16 protein-coding genes are annotated in these 19,964 nt (G+C 64.6%); 13 read left to right on the forward strand and 3 right to left on the reverse strand.

Going from position 1 to position 19,964, the window contains the following annotated elements; translation table 11 throughout:
- Positions 1-842 precede the first annotated feature (842 nt).
- A complete protein-coding gene (locus QBK88_RS25565) occupies positions 843-1,508 on the reverse strand; it encodes a response regulator (protein ID WP_268141350.1) in 666 nt (221 codons plus the stop codon).
- 43 nt (positions 1,509-1,551) lie between these two features.
- Complete coding sequence (locus QBK88_RS25570) at positions 1,552-1,683, reverse strand: hypothetical protein (protein ID WP_277964222.1); 132 nt, start codon at positions 1,681-1,683, stop codon at positions 1,552-1,554.
- Between the two features lie 178 nt (positions 1,684-1,861).
- Here QBK88_RS25570 and ercA point away from each other — a divergent pair, with 178 nt between their 5' ends.
- Both ercA and QBK88_RS25580 read left to right on the forward strand, forming a co-directional pair.
- On the forward strand, positions 1,862-3,025 hold the full coding sequence (gene ercA, locus QBK88_RS25575) for an alcohol dehydrogenase-like regulatory protein ErcA (RefSeq protein WP_277964223.1): 1,164 nt from the start codon (positions 1,862-1,864) through the stop codon (positions 3,023-3,025).
- Complete coding sequence (locus QBK88_RS25580) at positions 3,009-4,331, forward strand: hybrid sensor histidine kinase/response regulator (protein ID WP_277964224.1); 1,323 nt, start codon at positions 3,009-3,011, stop codon at positions 4,329-4,331. The genes ercA and QBK88_RS25580 overlap by 17 nt, the downstream gene beginning before the upstream one ends.
- Positions 4,332-4,386: 55 nt before the next feature.
- Here the strand turns inward: QBK88_RS25580 and QBK88_RS25585 are convergent, their stop codons facing one another.
- Positions 4,387-5,295, reverse strand: coding sequence for a MurR/RpiR family transcriptional regulator (locus tag QBK88_RS25585; RefSeq protein ID WP_268141358.1), 909 nt, complete (start codon positions 5,293-5,295; stop codon positions 4,387-4,389).
- Positions 5,296-5,602: 307 nt separating this feature from the next.
- On the opposite strand from QBK88_RS25585, the gene QBK88_RS25590 reads away from it, so the two are divergent.
- The 11 genes from QBK88_RS25590 (at position 5,603) to QBK88_RS25640 (ending at position 19,271) form a co-directional block, all read left to right on the forward strand.
- Positions 5,603-7,546 (forward strand): bifunctional 5-dehydro-2-deoxygluconokinase/5-dehydro-2-deoxyphosphogluconate aldolase, encoded by a 1,944-nt coding sequence (locus QBK88_RS25590; protein ID WP_277964225.1) that lies wholly within the window; start codon positions 5,603-5,605, stop codon positions 7,544-7,546.
- Positions 7,547-7,582: 36 nt separating this feature from the next.
- Entirely contained in the window at positions 7,583-8,491 is a 909-nt protein-coding gene (gene iolE, locus QBK88_RS25595) for a myo-inosose-2 dehydratase (RefSeq protein WP_277964226.1), read from the forward strand.
- Positions 8,488-9,297, forward strand: coding sequence for a 5-deoxy-glucuronate isomerase (gene iolB / locus QBK88_RS25600; RefSeq protein WP_277964227.1), 810 nt, complete (start codon positions 8,488-8,490; stop codon positions 9,295-9,297). Before iolE ends, iolB begins: the two co-directional genes overlap by 4 nt.
- Before the next feature lie 25 nt (positions 9,298-9,322).
- Entirely contained in the window at positions 9,323-10,822 is a 1,500-nt protein-coding gene (locus QBK88_RS25605; RefSeq protein WP_277964228.1) for a CoA-acylating methylmalonate-semialdehyde dehydrogenase, read from the forward strand.
- Positions 10,823-10,944: 122 nt separating this feature from the next.
- The gene (locus QBK88_RS25610; protein ID WP_277964229.1) at positions 10,945-11,766 is read left to right on the forward strand and encodes a TIM barrel protein; all 822 of its coding nucleotides are present in this window, start codon (positions 10,945-10,947) and stop codon (positions 11,764-11,766) included.
- Positions 11,767-11,820: 54 nt separating this feature from the next.
- Entirely contained in the window at positions 11,821-13,758 is a 1,938-nt protein-coding gene (gene iolD, locus QBK88_RS25615; protein WP_277964230.1) for a 3D-(3,5/4)-trihydroxycyclohexane-1,2-dione acylhydrolase (decyclizing), read from the forward strand.
- A gap of 22 nt (positions 13,759-13,780) precedes the next feature.
- Positions 13,781-14,815, forward strand: coding sequence for a Gfo/Idh/MocA family protein (locus tag QBK88_RS25620; RefSeq protein ID WP_277964231.1), 1,035 nt, complete (start codon positions 13,781-13,783; stop codon positions 14,813-14,815).
- A 196-nt stretch (positions 14,816-15,011) separates the two neighbouring features.
- Positions 15,012-15,908, forward strand: coding sequence for a sugar ABC transporter substrate-binding protein (locus QBK88_RS25625; protein ID WP_277964247.1), 897 nt, complete (start codon positions 15,012-15,014; stop codon positions 15,906-15,908).
- A gap of 27 nt (positions 15,909-15,935) precedes the next feature.
- Positions 15,936-17,492 carry a sugar ABC transporter ATP-binding protein gene (locus QBK88_RS25630; protein ID WP_277964232.1) on the forward strand — a complete coding sequence of 519 codons (1,557 nt, stop codon included), beginning with the start codon at positions 15,936-15,938 and terminating at the stop codon, positions 17,490-17,492.
- An 11-nt stretch (positions 17,493-17,503) separates the two neighbouring features.
- Positions 17,504-18,529, forward strand: a complete 1,026-nt coding sequence (locus QBK88_RS25635) for an ABC transporter permease (RefSeq protein ID WP_268141374.1) — start codon at positions 17,504-17,506, stop codon at positions 18,527-18,529.
- 337 nt (positions 18,530-18,866) lie between these two features.
- On the forward strand, positions 18,867-19,271 hold the full coding sequence (locus QBK88_RS25640) for a TraR/DksA family transcriptional regulator (RefSeq protein WP_027979546.1): 405 nt from the start codon (positions 18,867-18,869) through the stop codon (positions 19,269-19,271).
- Positions 19,272-19,964 lie beyond the last annotated feature (693 nt).

The raw sequence follows: 19,964 nt of genomic DNA on the forward strand, positions 1-19,964 counted from the left end.
CACCAAGCGCTAGTCGATGTTGTTGTAGCGCTCTTCAGACCGCGCGCCGCCCGCGCGGCGCTTCGCGAGCAAGCTCTGCTCCTACATCTGTTTCGGGCCAGTTATGTCTGGGGGATTGCCTGGACCGCCTTGGTTGTTTGGCTTTGGATGGGGTTAGGGCCGCCAGGTGCATGCCTTGGTTTTTCCGGCGCCCTTGAGACCGCGCGCCGCCCGCGCGGCGCTTCGCGAGCAAGCCCGCTCCTACATCTGTTTCGGGCCAGTTATGTCTGTGGGATTGCCTGGTCCGCCTTGTTTTTCCGGCATGGAACCGTATGAAGGCCGCCAAGTGCATGGCTGGAGATATCCGGCGCCCTTGAGACCGCGCGCCGCCCGCGCGGCGCTTCGCGAGCAAGGGCTAGGCGCCCCCCTCGCTCCTACATCTGTTTCGGGCCAGTTATGCCTGTGGAATTGCCTGGTCCGCCTTGTTTTTCCGGCATGGAACCGTATGAAGGCCGCCAAGTGCATGGCTGGAGATATCCTGCGCCCTTGAGACCGTGCGCCGCCCGCGCGGCGCTTCGCGAGCAAGCCCGCTCCTACATCTGTTTCGGGCCAGTTATGCCTGTGGGATTGCCTGGACCGCCTTGTTTTTCCGGCATGGAACCGTATGAAGGCCGCCAAGTGCATGGCTGGAGATATCCTGCGCCCTTGAGACCGCGCGCCGCCCGCGCGGCGCTTCCCGGGCAAGCCCGGTCCCACATCTGTTTCGGGCCAGTTATGTCTGTGAGATTGCCTGGACCGCCTTGTTTGTTTGCCTTGGAATTAGGTCAGGGCCACCCGGTGCAGGTGAGCGTGTTTCGCGGCTGTCACCGCCGAAGATAGGCACCGAAATCTATCTCCCCGGCGCTCAATATCGCCTGCACCCGATTATGCACATTCAGCTTGCGCAGTATCGCCGAGACATGCGCCTTCACCGTGGTCTCGGCGATGTCCAGGTGCCAGGCGATCTGCTTGTTCGACTCGCCCTTGGCCATGCGCTCCAGTACCTGCAACTGCTTGCGGGTCAGGGCTTCCAGCAGTTCCACCGTCAGCCCCGGCACCGAGGTGCCAGGCTGGGCCGGGCGGCTGGCGGCGCTGCGGATGATGTCGGCAGGCAGGTAGACGTCGCCGTCCAGCACCTGGGTGATGGCAGTGGTCATCTGCGTCCGCGGCGATGACTTGGTGATGAAGCCGGCGGCGCCGTAGGTGATGGCCTGCAGCACCACCTGCTTGTCCTGCTCGGCCGAAACGATCACCACGGGAATGGTCGGTGCGTGGTTGCGCAAGGTCAGCAACCCGGCCAGGCCGTGCATACCAGGCATGTTCAGGTCCAGCAGGATCAGGTCCAGGTCATCGTGGGCGTCGGTCAGCGCCAGGGTGGTGTCCAGGTCCGCGGTTTCCAGCACTTCGCAGCCGGCGAAGGCGTCAAGCAGCACCCGGGCCATGGCTTCGCGGAACAACGGGTGATCGTCGGCAATCAGGAATCGGTACATGGGGGCAGGTTCTTGTTGTGGGCAACGGGCCTGGAACAGGGTATCACAAGGCGCGGACCCACTTGGCACGGGGGGCCTGGGACGGGCTGGCGGCGTGGGCGAGGGTGGCGATGAGCAGGCCAAGCATGAGGCCGACCAGTGCTTGGCAGAGCAAAGAGACAAGGACACGAATCATGGCGGGCAGGCTCTTTCTAGTTATGCGGGCATTACAGGCGCGGTGCGGCGTTTTGCCTATGCTACTTTGGCACGTCACCCCAGTACCAAAGTAGTAGTCGACACGGCGCAGGCAGGCTGCGCATTGCCGTGCCAATGCTTTACCCTGACCGCAACTGTCCCCGCCAGAAGAACAGCCCATGAGCCCCGCCATCAGCCAACTGCGCAAATTCGTCTCGCCGGAGATCATCTTCGGTGCCGGGTGCCGCCACCACGTCGCCAATTACGCCAAGAACTTCGGTGCCCGCAAGGTGCTGCTGGTCAGCGACCCCGGTGTCATCAACGCTGGCTGGGTGGCGGATGTGGAGGCCAGCCTGGCCGCCGAGGGCATCGACTATGCGCTGTACAGCGCGGTTTCACCCAACCCGCGTATCGAAGAAGTGATGCAAGGCGCCGAGTGCTACCGCGCCGAGCACTGCGATGTGATTGTCGCGGTGGGCGGCGGCAGCCCCATGGACTGCGCCAAGGCCATTGGCATCGTGGTGGCCCACGACCGGCATATTCTCGAGTTCGAAGGCGTGGACACCCTGCGGGTGCCCAGCCCGCCGCTGATCCTGATTCCCACCACGGCCGGCACCTCGGCGGACGTGTCGCAGTTCGTGATCCTGTCCAACCAGGAACAGCGCATGAAGATTTCCATCGTCAGCAAGGGCGCTGTCCCCGACGTGGCGTTGATCGACCCGGAAACCACGCTGAGCATGGACCCGTTCCTGTCGGCCTGTACCGGCGTCGACGCGTTGGTACACGCGATCGAAGCCTTTGTGTCCACCGGCCACGGGCCACTGACCGACCCCCATGCGCTGGAGGCCATCCGCCTGATCAACGGCCACCTGGTGCAGATGATCGCCAACCCCCATGACCTGGCCCTGCGTGAAAAGGTCATGCTGGGCAGCATGCAGGCCGGGCTGGCGTTTTCCAATGCCATTCTGGGGGCGGTGCATGCCATGTCCCATAGCCTGGGTGGTTTTCTCGACCTGCCCCACGGGTTGTGCAACGCGGTGTTGATCGAACACGTGGTGGCGTTCAATTACAGCGCCGCCCCGGAGCGTTTCCAGGTGATTGCCCAGACCTGCGGTATCGATTGCCGTGGGCTCGGCCACCCGCAGATCCGCCAGCGCCTGGTGGACCACTTGATCGCCCTCAAGCGCGCCATCGGGTTCCACGAAACCCTGGGGTTGCACGGGGTGCGCATGGCCGACATCCCATTCCTGTCCCACCACGCCATGCACGACCCGTGCATCCTCACCAACCCGCGCCATTCCAGCCAGCGTGACGTCGAGGTGGTGTTTGGCGAAGCCCTCTGACCCGCGCCAGGAGGCGTTGGCCGGGCTACTGGGGCTGACCAACCACTCGGTGCGCAAAAGCCATTACCCGGAGCTGGCCGCGCGCCTGCAGGAACTGGAAACCGAGCGCAACCGTTACCAGGCCCTGTCCCTGCGCTTGCAGCAGCTCAATGATGAGCTGGAGCGGCGGGTCAGCGAGCGCACCGAGGAGTTGCGCGAAGCCCGCGACGCCGCCCAGGCGGCCAACCTCAGCAAGGACAAGTACCTGGCGGCCGCCAGCCACGATTTGCTGCAACCACTCAACGCGGCTCGCCTGCTGATTTCCACCCTGCGCGAGCGGCCCTTGCCGGCGGCTGAAAAGGGCCTGGTGGAGCGCACCCATCAGGCCCTGGAAGGCGCCGAAGACCTGCTCACCGATTTGCTCGACATCTCGCGCCTGGACCAGGCCGCGGTAAAGCCGGACGTCGAGGTCTACCGCCTGGAGGAAGTGCTGGCGCCGCTGGCTTCCGAATTCCAGCCCGTGGCGCAGGCAGCCGGGTTGGGGCTGAGCCTGCGCTGCGGGCAGTTTGCCGTGTGCACCGACCTGCGGTTGCTGACGCGTATTCTGCGCAACTTGCTCAGCAATGCCTGCCGCTACACCGAGCAAGGCCGCATTCTGTTGGGTGCGCGTCGTCGGGGCGAGCACCTGCGTATCGAGGTCTGGGACACTGGCCGGGGCATCGCCCCGGACCAGTTGCAGGCCATTTTCCTAGAGTTCAACCAACTGGATGTGGGCCTCGCTGCGCAGCGCAAGGGGGTGGGCCTGGGTCTGGCGATTGTCGAGCGCATCGCGCGCATTCTCGATAGCAGTGTGCAGGTGCGTTCCACTCCGGGGCGCGGTTCGGTGTTCAGCATCCTGGTGCCGTTGGCGCCCCGCCCGCCGCTGGCCAGCCTGCCAACGCTACCGCGCCTGGGCAACCCGTTGCCGGGGCGGCGTCTGCTGGTGCTGGACAATGAGCCGGCCATTCTGCGCAGCATGGCCGACCTGCTGGGCCAATGGGGCTGCCAGGTGCTGACCGCCACGGACGAGGCCGGGGCCATGGCGGTGCTGGCCGGGCACGCGCCGGAATTGATCATCGCCGACTACCACCTGGACCGCGGCGTGACGGGCTGCCAGGTGATCAAGCGCCTGCGTGAGCACTACGCCCTGGCGATCCCGGCGGTCATGATCACCGCCGAACGCAGCGACCCGTTTCGGCGGCAGATGCAGCGGTTGGGTGCGCCGGTGCTGAACAAACCGGTGAAAGCGGGGAAGTTGAGGGCGGTGTTGAGTCAGCTGTTGGGATGAAGGTTGTCGACCAGCCCGGCTGGCGTTTTCATCCTGGCATCAGGCCACAACCGTACTAATCCTCAAAACCCACCTGCTCATGCATCTCGTCCACCTTCAACTCCAGCCGGTACGCCACCGCGATGAACAACGCCTGGCACAGGCACAGCGTGGCGCTCAATGAGCGGAAGGCGAACGAGCTGCCCTCATTGACCAGCAGCACGCTGTTGGCGCGCTTGGCCAGGGGCGAGAGGGTGGAGTCGGTGATGATCAGGGTCTTGGCCAGGTGGTGCTGGGCGATGCGCAGGCAGTGCTGGGTTTCCTTGCCGTAGGGGGTGAAGCTGATGGCGATGACCAGGTCGCCCTGGCGTACGCTGCGCATCTGCTCGCGGTAGCTGCCACCCAGGCCCGACACCAGATGGATGCGCTTGTTGGTGTGCTGCAGGTTATAGACCAGGTAGTCGGCCACCGCGAATGAACGACGCACGCCCACCACGTAGATGTTCTCGGCGTTGACCACCAGGTCCACGGCTTTCTCGAACGCTTCGTCATCCAGCTCGCCGCCCAGGCGCTCGATGCCCGACAGGGTGGCGTCGATGCATTCGCGGGCCAGGTCGGCGCCGCTGGCTTTCTGCGACTTGTTGGCGATCAGGCTGCGGATGCGCTGCTGGTAGTTCTGCACCGGCGTGGCTTTGTGGGTATAGGCCTCGCGGAACAGGGCCTGCATTTCGCTGAAACCGCTGAAGCCGAACCGTTGGGAGAAGCGCACGATGGCGGAGGGGTGCACTTCGCATTCGCCGGCGATGTCGCTGATGCGGTCGACCATGATGCGGTCGCTCTGCTGGCTCATGTAGCTGGCGATACGCTTGAGCTGGCGCGGCAGCCCTTCGTATTCGCGGGTGATCAGTTGCAGCAACTGCTCGGCGCTGGCCGGGGCGCTGGCGGCTGACGGCTCGGGGGAGGCCTGCTGATCAGGGCGGGACATGGTCGTATCCTTCTACGTATTCGTTCGGGCCCCTTTTTGCACGCGGGTCCCAGGTGGTGGCTGGCACACGCAGTCTACAGGGTAGGCCGGGAAAAAAACCTGAGCAAAAGGTCCAGTTCAAATGACGAACCCGCCAGAAACGCTCAAACACAGTATGCGGGCTTTAAGTTGGAAAATAAATTCCGCTTGAAAAATTTATAGAAAAAAAGTTGATCCGGTAGAAAAGCCGTTCTAGTCTGGAGCTCAAGAAAGCGATACCGGCCGCCTCAAGCCGTGTCGCAGGCTGATAACAATAACAGGAGCCAGCATGGGCCAGACTCGTTTTGCCACCGGTCGACACGTGGACCTGATTTGCCTGGGCCGCCTGGGCGTAGACCTTTATGCCCAGCAAGTGGGGGCCAGGCTGGAAGATGTTTCCAGCTTCGCCAAGTACCTGGGCGGTTCTTCCGCCAACATTGCCTTCGGCACTGCGCGGCTGGGCCTCAAGTCGGCCATGCTCAGCCGGGTAGGGGACGACCACATGGGGCGCTTCCTGGTCGAGTCGCTGCAGCGTGAAGGCTGCGACACCTCGGCCATCAAGGTCGACCCCGAGCGCCTCACCGCCATGGTGCTGCTGGGCCTCAAGGACCGTGAAACCTTTCCATTGGTGTTCTACCGCGAGAACTGCGCCGACATGGCCCTGCGCGCCGAAGACGTGCGCGAAGACTTCATCGCCTCCAGCAAGGCGCTGCTGATCACCGGCACCCACTTCTCTACCGACGGCGTCTACCAGGCCAGCAGTCAGGCCCTGGATTATGCCGAGCGGCACAACGTCAAGCGCGTGCTCGATATCGACTACCGCCCGGTGCTGTGGGGCCTGGCGGGCAAAGCAGACGGCGAGACGCGCTTTGTCGCCGACCACAAGGTCAGCGCCCATGTGCAACGTATCCTGCCACGATTCGACCTGATCGTCGGCACCGAAGAAGAGTTTCTCATCGCCGGCGGTAGCACCGATTTGCTCAGTGCCCTGCGCACCGTGCGCGAGCTGAGCAGCGCCACCCTGGTGGTGAAGCTGGGCGCTCAGGGGTGCACGGTGATCCATGGCGATATACCGGCGCGCCTGGAAGACGGCGAGATTCACCCGGGTACCCGGGTGGAAGTGCTGAATGTACTGGGCGCGGGTGATGCGTTCATGTCGGGGTTCCTCAGCGGCTGGCTCAACGACGCCGATGACGCCCGTTGCTGCCAGTTGGCCAATGCCTGTGGTGGCTTGGTGGTGTCGCGCCACGCCTGTGCCCCGGCCATGCCGACACCGGCCGAGCTGGATTACCTGTTCAACAGCCCGGTGCCCATTACCCGCCCGGACAAGGACGATACCTTGCAACGCCTGCACCGGGTCACGACGCCGCGCAAGCAATGGCAGCAACTGTTCATTTTCGCCTTCGACCACCGCGGGCAACTGGTGGAGCTGGCTCAGCAGGCCGGCCGTGACCTGGCCACGATTCCCGTGCTCAAGCAGCTGTTTCTGCGCGCCATAGAAGAAGTGGAGGCGGACCTGGCCAAGCGCGGCATCGCCGCCGATGTCGGGCTGCTGGCCGACCAGCGCTTTGGTCAGGATGCACTGAACGCGGCCAGCGGGCGCGGCTGGTGGATCGCCCGGCCGGTGGAGGTGCAAGGTTCGCGGCCCCTGGCGTTCGAGCATGGCCGTTCGGTGGCCAGCAACCTGATCGCCTGGCCCAGCGAGCAGATCATCAAGTGCCTGGTGCAGTTCCACCCTGATGATGAGCCCTTGCTGCGCCTGGAACAGGAAGCGCAGATTCGTGGCCTGTACGAGGCGTCGATCACCAGCGGCCATGAGCTGCTGCTTGAAATCATTCCGCCCAAGGACCTGCCCGGCGCCCACCCCGACGTGCTCTACCGTGCCATCAAGCGCCTGTACAACCTGGGTATCTACCCGGCGTGGTGGAAAATAGAGGCCCAGAGCGCTGAGCAATGGCAGGCTCTGGATGCCTTGATCCAGGAGCGTGACCCCTATTGCCGTGGCGTGGTGCTGCTGGGCCTCAACGCCCCGGCCAGCGAGTTGGCCGAAGGTTTTGCCCAAGCCGCTGCCAGCACGACCTGCCGCGGTTTCGCCGTGGGCCGCACGATTTTCCATGAGCCCAGCCGTGCCTGGTTCAACGGCGAACTCGACGACGCCGGCCTGGTGGCCCAGGTGCGTCAACGATTCAGCCAACTGATCGAGGCCTGGCGTTCGGCCCGCCACGGCCGCTGAACGTCACCCCCACCGATAACAACAACAGGTGCAGCCATGCCATCCGCGATTCGTATCGGCATCAACCCGATTTCCTGGAGCAACGACGACCTGCCGTCCCTGGGCGGCGAAACCCCGCTGAGCACCGCGCTCAGCGAAGGCAAGGCCATCGGCTACGAGGGCTTCGAACTCAATGGCAAATTCCCCAAGGACGGCCCGGGCGTGGCCCAGGTGCTCAAGCCTCATGACCTGGCCCTGGTGTCGGGCTGGTACTCCGGGCGCCTGGCCCAGCGCACGGCCGCCGAAGAGATCGATGCCATTGCCAGTCACGTGCAGTTGCTGGCGTTCAATGGCGCCAGCGTACTGGTGTACGGCGAAGTGGCCGACGCCATCCAGGGCAAGCGTATTCCCCTGGTGGAACGCCCGCGTTTCCATAGCCAGCAGGCCTGGCAAGCGTACGCCGGGAAACTCGACGAACTGGCAACCTTTACCCTCAGCCAGGGCGTGCGCCTGGCCTACCATCATCATATGGGCGCCTACGTGGAGGCACCCCAGGACATCGACACCCTGATGGCCCTGACCGGCCCGCAAGTGGGCCTGCTGTTCGATGCCGGCCATTGCTACATGGGCGGCGGTGACCCGCTGACGGTGCTGCGCACGCATATCCAGCGGGTGTGCCACGTGCATTTCAAGGACGTACGCAAGCCCGTGGTGCAGCTGGCGCGCAACAACCTGTGGAGTTTCCCCGACTGCATCGTCAACGGCACCTTCACCGTGCCGGGCGACGGTGATATCGATTTCGCGCCACTGATCGATGAACTGCTGGCCGTGGACTACCAGGGCTGGCTGGTGGTGGAGGCCGAACAGGACCCTGCCGTGGCCCCCAGTTATGCCTACGCCAAAAAGGGTTTCGATACCCTGCACACCTTGCTTGCCCAAGCCCGTGAACGGAGGACTGCTGCATGAGCCTGCTGGTCAAGAGTCATCAACAGGGCCAGGAGGTGGTACGCCTGGCCGACAATACCCTGGAATACGTGGGCTTCAGCGCACACCGCCTCAGCCTGGGCGAAAGCCTGCCCCTGGCGGCCGGCGACAAGGAGCTGTGCGTGGTGATCCTCACCGGGCGCGCGAGCCTCAGCGGCGAGGCGCCCGTTCAGGGCGCCTTCACTTGGGACAACCTGGGGGAACGGCACTCGGTGTTCGAGGAGAAATCGCCCTGGGCGGTGTACCTGCCCAGCGGCAGCCAAGCCCGCCTGGAAGCCCTGAGCGACCTGCAGGTGGCGGTGTGCGCCGCCCCTGGCGCGCCGGCCGGCGAGTTGAACGCACGGCTGATCACCCCCCAGAGCATGAAGCGCAGCAGCCGCGGCAAGGGCGCCAACACCCGCTACGTGTGCGACATCCTGCCGGACACCGAGGTGGCCCATTCCCTGCTGGTGGTGGAGGTGCGCACGCCTTCGGGCCATAGCTCCAGTTACCCGCCCCACAAGCATGACCGCGATGCGCTGCCGGCCGAGAGCTTCCTGGAGGAGACCTACTACCACCAGGTCAACCCACCCCAGGGCTTCGTGTTCCAGCGGGTGTACACCGACGACCGCCATATAGACCAGGCCATGGCCGTGGAGAACAACGATCTGGTGGTGGTGCCCGAAGGCTACCACCCGGTCAGCGTGCCGTACGGCTACGAAAGCTACTACCTCAACGTGATGGCCGGGCCCAAGCGGGTGTGGCAGTTCCACAACGACCCGCAGCATGAATGGCTGCTGGACCTTTGACTCCCTTCAGGACATGAGAACGACCATGAGCGAAGCCCCCGTAATCGGCCACTACCTGCACGGCCGCGTCAGTGAAGAGGCCCAGCGCCACAGCCCGGTGTTCAACCCGGCCACCGGTGAGGTGCAGGCGCGCGTGGCCCTGGCCAGCGTGGAAACGGTGGAACAGGCCGTGGCCTCGGCGAAAAAAGCCTTCCCGGCCTGGGCCGAGCAATCGAGCCTGCGCCGCGCACGCATTCTGTTCAAGTTCAAGGAACTGCTGGATCAGCACCACGACGAGCTGGCGCAATTGATCTGCCGGGAGCACGGCAAGGTGTTTTCCGACGCCAAGGGCGAAGTGACCCGTGGCATCGAGATCGTCGAGTTCGCCTGCGGGGCGCCCAGCCTGCTGCAGACCTCCTTCAGCGACAACATCGGTGGCGGTATCGACAACTGGAACCTGCGCCAGCCCCTGGGGGTATGCGCGGGTGTCACGCCCTTCAATTTTCCGGTGATGGTGCCGCTGTGGATGATCCCCATGGCCCTGGTCACCGGCAACTGCTTCGTGCTCAAGCCCTCGGAGCGTGACCCCAGCGCCAGTCTGTTGATGGCCCGGCTGCTGACCGAGGCCGGGCTGCCGGATGGCGTGTTCAACGTGGTGCAAGGTGACAAGACGGCCGTGGATGCCTTGCTGCAGCACCCCGACATCGAGGCCATTTCGTTCGTGGGCTCCACCCCCATCGCCGAGTACATCCACCAGCAGGCCAGTAGCCGCGGCAAGCGTGTCCAGGCCCTGGGGGGCGCCAAGAACCACATGATCGTGATGCCCGACGCCGACCTCGACCAGGCCGCGGATGCGCTGATGGGCGCGGCCTTCGGTTCGGCGGGGGAGCGCTGCATGGCGATTTCCATCGCTGTGGCGGTGGGTGACGTGGGTGACAAACTGGTGGAAAAACTGCTGCCGCGCATCGACCGCCTCAAGGTCGGCAATGGCTTGCACGCTGACAGCGAGATGGGCCCCCTGGTGACCGCCGAGCACAAGGCCAAGGTCGAGGGCTTCATTGCCCAGGGCGTGGAGCAGGGTGCCAGGCTGCTGGTGGATGGCCGCGGCCTGAAGGTGCCGGGCAGCGAGGCGGGTTTCTTCGTCGGTGCCACGCTGTTCGATGGCGTGACTGCCGAGATGAGCATCTACCAGCAGGAAATCTTCGGCCCGGTGCTGGGCATCATCCGCGTGCCGGATTTCGCCACCGCGGTAGAACTGATCAACGCCCACGAATTCGGCAACGGCGTGTCGTGCTTCACCAGTGACGGCGGCATCGCCAGGGCTTTCGCCCGTAGCATCAAGGTGGGCATGGTTGGCATCAACGTACCGATTCCGGTGCCCATGGCCTGGCATTCCTTCGGGGGCTGGAAGCGCTCGCTGTTCGGCGACCACCATGCTTACGGCGAAGAAGGGCTGCGGTTCTACAGCCGCTACAAGAGCGTGATGCAGCGCTGGCCCGACAGCATCGCCAAGGGCGCCGAGTTCAGCATGCCTACGGCCAAATAGTCCCGGCGTCGCCTGCCCCCACAGCATGGCTGCTCTTTTCCCTGTGGGACCGGGCGAAGCTCGGGAAGCGGCCATCGCGTATTCAAAACCGTCCGCGCCATTCTTCCGGAGAACAATGACAAATGCGCCAGCCCCTGCGTTTCGCCCTCAACCGCATGGTCGCCCCCCACCTGCCACTGGCCGAGTTCATCGACCTGGCCGTGGCCCTGAAAGCCGATGCCATCGAGATCCGCAACGACCTCAAGGGCGTCGAGATCGAAGACGGCACGCCACCGGAACGTATTCGCCACTTGTGCGCCGCACACGGCATTCGCGTGTTGTCGATCAACGCGCTTTACCCCTTCGACGTATGGAACGATGAACGCCGCGCCCAGGCCCTGAAGCTGGCGGCCTATGCCCGCGATTGCGGTGCCACGGGCCTGGTGATGTGCCCGCTCAACGAGCACGGCGATACCCGCGACACGGCTGCCCGCGCCGCGGGCCTGCGTACCGCGCTGTCCGAGCTGGCGCCGATCCTGCGCGAGCACGGCTTGCTGGGGTTCGTCGAACCCCTGGGCTTCGAGCAGTCTGCGCTGCGGCGCAAGGGCCAGGCCGTGGAGGCGATCAAGGCTATCGGCGGCCTGGATGTGTTCCGGCTGGTGCATGACACCTTTCACCACCACCTGGCCGGTGAGCAGGCGTTCTTCCCGGCGCTTACCGGGCTGGTGCACATCAGCGGCGTGGAAGACGGCGAGGCACCGCTCGCCAGCATCCAGGACGGGCACCGCGTGCTGATCGGCGAGCACGACATCCTTGGCAACGCCGCGCAGATCGACAGCCTGCTCAGCAGCGGCTATGACGGTTACGTGTCATGGGAACCGTTCGCCGAGAGCGTCCATGGCCTGGCCGATATCCGTCAGGCGCTGGGGCAGAGCATGAGCTACCTGAGCCAGCAGTTGAGCTGATTCCGGGGCGTCGGTTTGACCACAGAAACCGTTTGAAGAATAAAAGGTGCGAACATGAGCACGACACGATTGACCATGGCCCAGGCCCTGGTGCGTTTCCTGGACAACCAGTACATCGAAGTGGACGGCGTGCAGAGCAAGTTCGTCGAAGGCGTGTTCACCATTTTCGGCCATGGCAACGTGCTGGGCCTGGGCCAGGCCCTGGAGCAGGACGGCGGCCAACTGGTGGTGCACCAGGGCCGCAACGAACAGGGCATGGCCCACGCCGCCATCGGCTTCGCCAAGCAGCACCTGCGCCGTAAAATCTACGCCTGTACCTCATCGGTGGGGCCGGGTGCGGCGAACATGCTGACGGCGGCGGCTACGGCCACGGCCAACCGTATCCCCTTGCTGTTGCTGCCGGGCGACGTCTACGCCAGTCGCCAACCGGACCCGGTGTTGCAGCAGATCGAACAGTTCCATGACCTGAGCATCAGCACCAACGATGCCTTCAAGGCCGTGAGCAAATACTGGGACCGCATCAACCGTCCCGAGCAACTGATCAGCGCTGCCCTGCAGGCCATGCGTGTGCTCACCGACCCGGCCGAGACGGGTGCCGTGACCCTGGCGCTACCCCAGGACGTGCAGGCCGAGGCCCATGACTACCCTGACAGTTTCCTGGCCCGGCGGGTGCACCGCGTGGACCGTCGCCCGCCGGTGGACGCCGCCATCGCCGACGCCGCTGCGTTGCTGGCGGGCAAGCGCAAACCGCTGATCATCTGCGGGGGCGGGGTCAAGTACGCCGGCGCGGGGGACACCCTGCAGGCGTTCGCCGAGCGCTTCGACATTCCCTTCGCCGAAACCCAGGCGGGCAAGGGCACGTTGGTGTCCAGCCACCCGCTGAATGTGGGCGGCATTGGCGAAACCGGCTGCCTGGCGGCTAACCAGTTGGCCCTTGAGGCCGATCTGATCATCGGCATCGGCACCCGTTACACCGACTTCACCACGTCCTCCAAGTGGTTGTACCAGAACCCCGAGGTGCAGTTCCTCAACCTCAACGTCAATGGCGCCGACGTGCTCAAGCTGGACGCCGTGCAGGTGCTCGCCGATGCCAAGCTGGCCCTGCAGCAGTTGGCCGAACCCCTGGCACGCCAGGGCTATCGCGCCGGTTGGGGTAACCAGGTGATCGAGGCGCGAGCGCAGTTGCAGGCCGAGGTGGAGCGCGTCTACAGCGTGGGTTACCGCAGCCAGGATTTCGTGCCGGAAGTGGTCGATGGCCTGGACCCGGCCGTGCTGCGCGAATTCATTGAACTGACCGGTTCGGCCTTGACCCAGAGCCAGGTGCTGGGCGTGATCAACCGCGAAATCGAGGCCAGCGCCGTGGTGGTCGCGGCGGCTGGCAGCCTGCCGGGTGACCTGCAGCGCGTCTGGCAGACCCGCAGCGCCAACAGCTACCACGTGGAATACGGCTATTCCTGCATGGGGTATGAAGTGAATGCAGCCCTGGGGGTGAAACTGGCCGAGCCCGAGCGTGAGGTCTACGCCCTGGTGGGCGACGGTTCGTACCTGATGCTGCATTCGGAGCTGGTCACCTCTATTCAGGAGCGGCGCAAGATCAACGTGCTGCTGCTGGACAACATGACCTTCGGCTGCATCAACAACCTGCAGATGGGCAACGGCATGGGCAGCTTCGGCACCGAGTTCCGTTACCGCGACCCCGAGACCGGGCGCCTGGATGGCGGCTTCATCCCGGTGGACTTTGCCATGAGCGCCGCGGCCTATGGTTGCAAGACCTACAAGGTCAGCACCCTGGCCCAGCTGCACGCGGCGCTGATCGATGCCCGCCAGCAGACAGTGTCGACCCTGATCGACATCAAGGTACTGCCCAAGACCATGGTGCACGGTTACCTGTCGTGGTGGCGGGTAGGCGTGGCGCAGGTCTCCACCAGCGACCGTACCGCCCAGGCGCGGCGCGCGCAGGACCAGCAACTGGCGCGGGCGCGCCAGTACTGAACCGCAACAGGAGGACCGCAGCATGCGTATAGGACTGGTAGGGTATGGCCGCGGCGGCCGCGTGTTTCACGCGCCACTGCTGGCATCGCTGAGCAACGCCACCTGGGTGGGGGTGGTCACCCGGTCGCCGGAGCGGCGGGCGCAACTGGCAGCGGATTATCCCGGCGTCGCGGCGTACGACAACCTGGCTCAACTGGTGGCGGCGGGGGTCGACGCGGTGGTGATCTCGACCTCGTTGAAGGGCCGCCCTGGCCTGGTGCTCGAAGCGATCGAGCATGGGGTGGCGGTGGTTAGCGACAAGCCGTTCGCAGCCGACGCTGAACAGGCGCGGGTGCTGGTGGACGCCGCCGAGCGCCAGGCGGTGCCGCTGAGCGTGTACCAGAACCGGCGCTGGGACTCGGACTTTCTTACGGTGCGCAAGCTGCTGGACACCGGAGCCCTGGGGTGGGTGCACCGTTTCGAGTCGGCCATTGAGCGTTTCGAGCCCGACAGCGTCGGTAACGACAGCGGTGGCGGCTGGCTGCGCGACCTGGGCAGCCACTTGGTAGACCAGGCGTTGCTGCTGTTCGGCCCGGTCAGCCAGGTGTATGCCGAGCTTGAACAACAACCCCAGCATAGCGTCGACCATGGTTTCTTCGTGTCCTTGACCCACGCCAGCGGGGTCGTCAGCCATTTGTACGGCCATGCCCTGGAAAGTGCGCCAAGGCCACGGTTTCGCGTCAGTGGCGAGCATGGCAGTTACTGTGTCGAGGGCCTCGACGTACAGAGCGAGCAGGCCGAGGCCGGGCTGACCCCCGCCAGCGCCGGCGATAGCTGGGGCGTGGAGGAGCACCGACGCTGGGGCTGGTTCGAGCAGGGCCAGGACCGGGAGAAAGTACCGTCCGAACGCGGCAACTGGCCGCGGTTCTACCAGCAGTTGCAAGCCGCCGTCGACCAGGGCGCGCCGTTGCCGGTCGACCCCCGCGATGCGGTGCAGGCCCTGGTGGTGCTGGACGCCGCCCGGCGCAGTGCTGCCCGGCATGAAGTGGTTACGCTGGAAGCTGTAACAAAATTCTAAATTCATTTGATATGGAATTTATTTTCTACTAGAGTCAATTGCAGGTTCCGACTTTCACATCCACCGCGCATCCGGCGCGGCGGATGAAAAAACCAAGCACAACAATAAAAAGGTGCCGTCGATGAAAACCTCCACCCCGTCAGCCACGCGGCTGCGCTCCACACGCTCGTCTGCCATCCGCCGCCTCTGCCTGGCAATGGCCCTGTCCCTGGCCAGCGGTGCTGCCTTGGCCGACCTCAAGGTCGGTGTGGCCATGTCGCAATTCGATGACACCTGGTTGACCTACCTGCGCGAAGCCATGGGCGCCAAGGCCAAGTCCTTGCCCGAAGGCGTGTCGCTGCAATTCGAGGACGCCCGCGGGGACGTGGTCAAGCAGCTCAGCCAGGTTGAAAGCTTCATCAGCCAGAAGGTCGACGCCATCATCGTCAACCCGGTGGACACCGCAGCCACCGGGCGCATCACCAAGGAGGCCACCGAGGCTGGCATTCCGCTGGTGTACGTGAACCGCAGCCCGGATGAGCCCAACCAGCCCAAGGGCGTGGTGGTGGTGGCCTCCGATGACGTCAAGGCCGGCGAAATGCAGGCCCAGTACCTGGCCGACAAGTTGGGCGGCAAGGGCAATGTGGTGATCCTGCTGGGCGACCTGGCCAACAACTCCACCCAGAACCGCACCAAGGGCGTGAAGGAAATCCTGGCCAAATACCCCGGCATCAAGATCGACCAGGAGCAGAGTGGTATCTGGTTGCGCCAGAAAGGCATGGACCTGGTCAATGACTGGATCACCCAGGGCCGTGAGTTCAACGCCGTGTTCTCCAACAATGACGAAATGGCCATCGGTGCGGCGATGGCGCTCGAGCAGGCCGGTGTCGAGAAGGGCAAAGTGCTGATCGGCGGTGTGGACGGCACGCCCGATGGCCTCAATGCGGTGAAGAAGGGCGATCTGGCCGTTTCGGTGTATCAGGACGCCAAGGGCCAGGCGGATGCCTCGGTGGACGCGGCCGTGAAATTGGCGAAAAAGGAAACCGTGGCGCCCCGGCTCATGGTGCCGTTCCAACTGATCACCGCTGAAAACGCCGACCAGTTCAAACACTGATTGCCGCTCGCCCTGGAGTGCTCCCCGATGTTTGCCTATGCCAACGACCCTGTTGAACATGAATGCCTGCTGGAAGTGGCCGGCGTGACCAAGCGCTTCCCCGGCGTGACCGCCCTGGACAACGTTCGCCTCAGCGTGCACCGCGGTGAAGTGCTGGCCCTGATGGGCGAGAACGGCGCGGGCAAGTCGACGCTGATGAAAATCATCGCCGGCATCCACCAGCCCGACAGCGGTGAGCTGCGCCTGCGTGGCCAGGCCGTGACCCTGGACAACCCCCTCGCGGCCTTGAAGTCCGGGATCGCCATGATTCACCAGGAACTCAACCTGATGCCGCACATGAGCATCGCCGAGAACATCTGGATAGGCCGCGAGCCGCTGACCCCATGGCACACGGTCGACCACGGTGCCATGCACCGGGCCACCACGCAGCTGCTTAACCGGCTGCGCATCGACCTGACGCCGGATGATCTGGTAGGCGAACTGAGCATCGCCGCGCGGCAGATGGTGGAAATCGCCAAGGCGGTCAGTTACGACTCCGAGATCCTGATCATGGACGAACCCACTTCGGCCATCACCGAGAAGGAAGTGGCGCACCTGTTCTCCATCATCCGCGACCTCAAGGCCCAGGGCAAAGCCATCGTCTATATCACCCACAAGATGGACGAGGTGTTCACCATCGCCGATCAGGTAGCGGTGTTCCGCGATGGCTGCTTCATTGGCCAGTACCCCGCAGGCACCCTCAATGGCGACACCCTGATCACGCTGATGGTCGGGCGCGAGCTGACCCAGTTGTTTCCGCAACGTACCCAGCCCTTGGGCGAAGTGCGCCTGGCAGCGCGCAACCTGGGCCTCAAGGGGGTGTTCGAAGGCGTTTCCTTTGAGCTGAGGGCTGGCGAGGTGCTCGGCATCGCCGGGCTGATGGGGGCAGGGCGCACCAACATCGCCGAAACCCTGTTCGGCATCACCCCGGCCACCGAAGGCGAGATGTTCGTCGATGGCAAGCCGGTGCGCATGAGCGACCCGGGCCAGGCCATTCACCTGGGGCTGGCGCTGCTGACCGAAGACCGCAAGCTCAGCGGGTTGTTTTCCTGCCTGTCAGTGCTGGAGAACATGGAAGTGGCGGTGCTGCCGCACTACGTGGGCCACGGCTTTGTGCACCAGAAGGCCCTGCGCCTGCTGTGCGATGACATGTGCAAGCGTTTGCGGGTCAAGACCCCGTCCCTGGACCAGTGCATCGACAGCCTATCGGGCGGCAACCAGCAGAAGGCCTTGCTGGCGCGCTGGCTGATGACCCAGCCCCGGGTGCTGATCCTCGACGAGCCTACCCGGGGCGTCGACGTCGGTGCCAAGGCCGAAATCTACCGCCTGATCGCCAACCTGGCCGACGAGGGCCTGGCAGTGATCATGATTTCGTCCGAATTGCCGGAAGTGCTGGGCATGAGTGACCGCATCCTGGTCATGCATGAAGGGCACATGACCGGCACCCTGGACCGCGCCGACGCGACCCAGGAACGCATCATGCACCTGGCCTCGGGCGTCGCGACCAGCACGCTGGAAACCGCCGCGCCCGCGTACCCACAATAAGGAACCAGACCATGACCACCCTGACTGACAACAAACCTGTCGCCGCGCCGCCCAGCCGCTCCCGGCGGCGCATGCCCACCGAACTGAGCATTCTGCTGGTGCTGATCGGCATCGGCCTGGTGTTCGAGGTATTTGGCTGGATCGTACGGGACCAGAGCTTTCTGATGAACTCCCAGCGCCTGGTGCTGATGATCCTGCAGGTGTCGATCATCGGCCTGATCGCCATTGGCGTCACCCAGGTGATCATCACCACCGGCATCGACCTGTCTTCAGGCTCGGTGCTGGCCATGTCGGCCATGGTCGCCGCCAGCCTGGCGCAAAGCTCGGACTATGCCCGCGCGGTGTTCCCGCACCTCACCGACTTGCCCGTGTGGGCACCGGTGCTGGCGGGGTTGGGCGTGGGCCTGCTGGCGGGGGCCATCAACGGCAGCATCATCGCGCTGACGGGCATCCCGCCCTTCATCGCCACCCTCGGCATGATGGTGTCGGCCCGCGGACTGGCACGCCTGTATACCGAAGGGCAGCCTATCAGCATGCTGTCGGACAGCTACACGGCCATTGGCCGCGGGGCGATGCCGGTGATCATCTTCCTGGTGGTGGCGGTGATCTTCCACATCGCCTTGCGCTATACCCGCTATGGCAAGTACACCTACGCCATCGGCGGCAACATGCAGGCAGCGCGTACCAGTGGCATCAACGTCAAGCGCCACCTGGTCATCGTCTACAGCATCGCCGGCCTGCTGGCGGGCCTGGCCGGGGTGGTGGCCTCGGCACGGGCCGCCACCGGCCAGGCCGGTATGGGCATGTCCTATGAGCTGGACGCCATCGCCGCGGCCGTGATCGGCGGCACCAGCCTGGTGGGCGGGGTAGGGCGCATCAGCGGCACGGTCATCGGTGCGCTGATTCTCGGCGTGATGGCATCCGGCTTTACCTTCGTGGGGGTCGACGCCTACGTTCAGGACATCATCAAAGGGCTGATCATCGTGGTGGCCGTGATCATCGACCAGTATCGCAGCAAGCGCTTGTTGAAGCGCTGACGGGGTTGCGATTTTTTGCCCGCGCGGCGCCGTTTTCGGCGCCCTGCGGGCTTTTTTGCTTTTTGCTGCGTTTAGTCCGAAGATGGCCGCCTGTTGGCGGCATTTTATTCGGCTACGCCAGCCCTGGGCCGGTGCGACGCCGGTGCCATTGCGCAAAGATGGAGGTTATTGGTCAAATCTGCCTTCAATTCAGTTGCTGCGCGCGAAAACCCGCCTTAGACTGCCGCCCCTCATAAATTGAGTGCCGGTTGGCGCTTGAAGAATTCCGTGGGGTCGGACCGGGTCCGGCAGCACATTTTGATTCGCCTTAATGCACGTATTTTTTATAGAGAAATCAATGACAAAGGAAAAGTTGCTGGCCATGCCGGCCGATGACTACATGAACGCCGAGCAGCTGGCATTTTTTACCGAGCTGCTGCAGGCGCTCAAGGTCGAGACGCACGAGCGTATCGAGCAGAGCCGCATCGCCATCGAGAGCCTGGACACCCCGGCTGACCCGGCTGACGCTGCTTCCGTCGAAGAAGAGCGCCACTGGCTGGTCAACGTCATCGACCGCGACCAACGTTCGCTGCCACAACTGGAACAGGCCCTGGGCCGCATTGCCGACGAAAGCTTCGGCTGGTGCGACGACAGCGGCGAGCCGATCGGCCTCAAGCGCCTGCTGATCAGCCCGACCACCAAATACTGCATCGAGGCCCAAGAGCGCCACGAGCAGATCGACAAGCACCAGCGCCAGGCCTGATGGGGCGCAGGGGCGCGAGCCCCGCTGACCAGTAGCAGCGGACCTGGCCGCGTCGGCAGTACACGCGATGTGCCGGACGCCACGCGGCGCCCGGCACGCGGCCACGCCGCGTTCCAGGGCGGCGTGGAGCGAGCGGTAGTGGCCAATTGCCTTGTTGTGGCGTTTAATGACGTCAGAACAATGACAATGCCCACGAGGTGCTTGAAATGATGAGAGACGGATCTCTGCTCGACGTTGCCCGGCCATCGGCCGTGCGCCGCCCCCACTCCTGGTTGCCTGCCCTGCAAAGTCTGGCCTTGCTGGGCCTGCTGACCGCCATGGCGTTTGCCAGCCTGTCCTTCTACCTGGCTGCTCCCCTGGCGTTGTTGTGCCTGTGGCTACCGCGCCTGGGCCAGCCCGCGCCTGCGGCGACGGTGCTCGATACGGCGCCGCCCCTCGCGGACCTGACCCGTGATTTGTCCCGCACCACCAGCCACAACGCATTGTCCGCCGCGGGCGTGGCATTTTCCGTGCGCCAGTTGGCGGCGCGCGTGCAGTCACAGCTTGGCGCGGCCGCGCAGATCGTCAGCAGCGCCGAGGTCATGATCGGCACCGAACAGGTCACCTCCCAGCTCAGCGAGCAAGCCTTGGGCGCCGCCGGCGAGGTCCATCGCCATGGCGTGGCGGGCCGCGAGGTGCTGGCCGTGTCCATCG

The organism is Pseudomonas sp. RIT-To-2, from assembly GCF_029623465.1.
Taxonomy (GTDB): Bacteria; Pseudomonadota; Gammaproteobacteria; order Pseudomonadales; family Pseudomonadaceae; genus Aquipseudomonas; species Aquipseudomonas silvicola.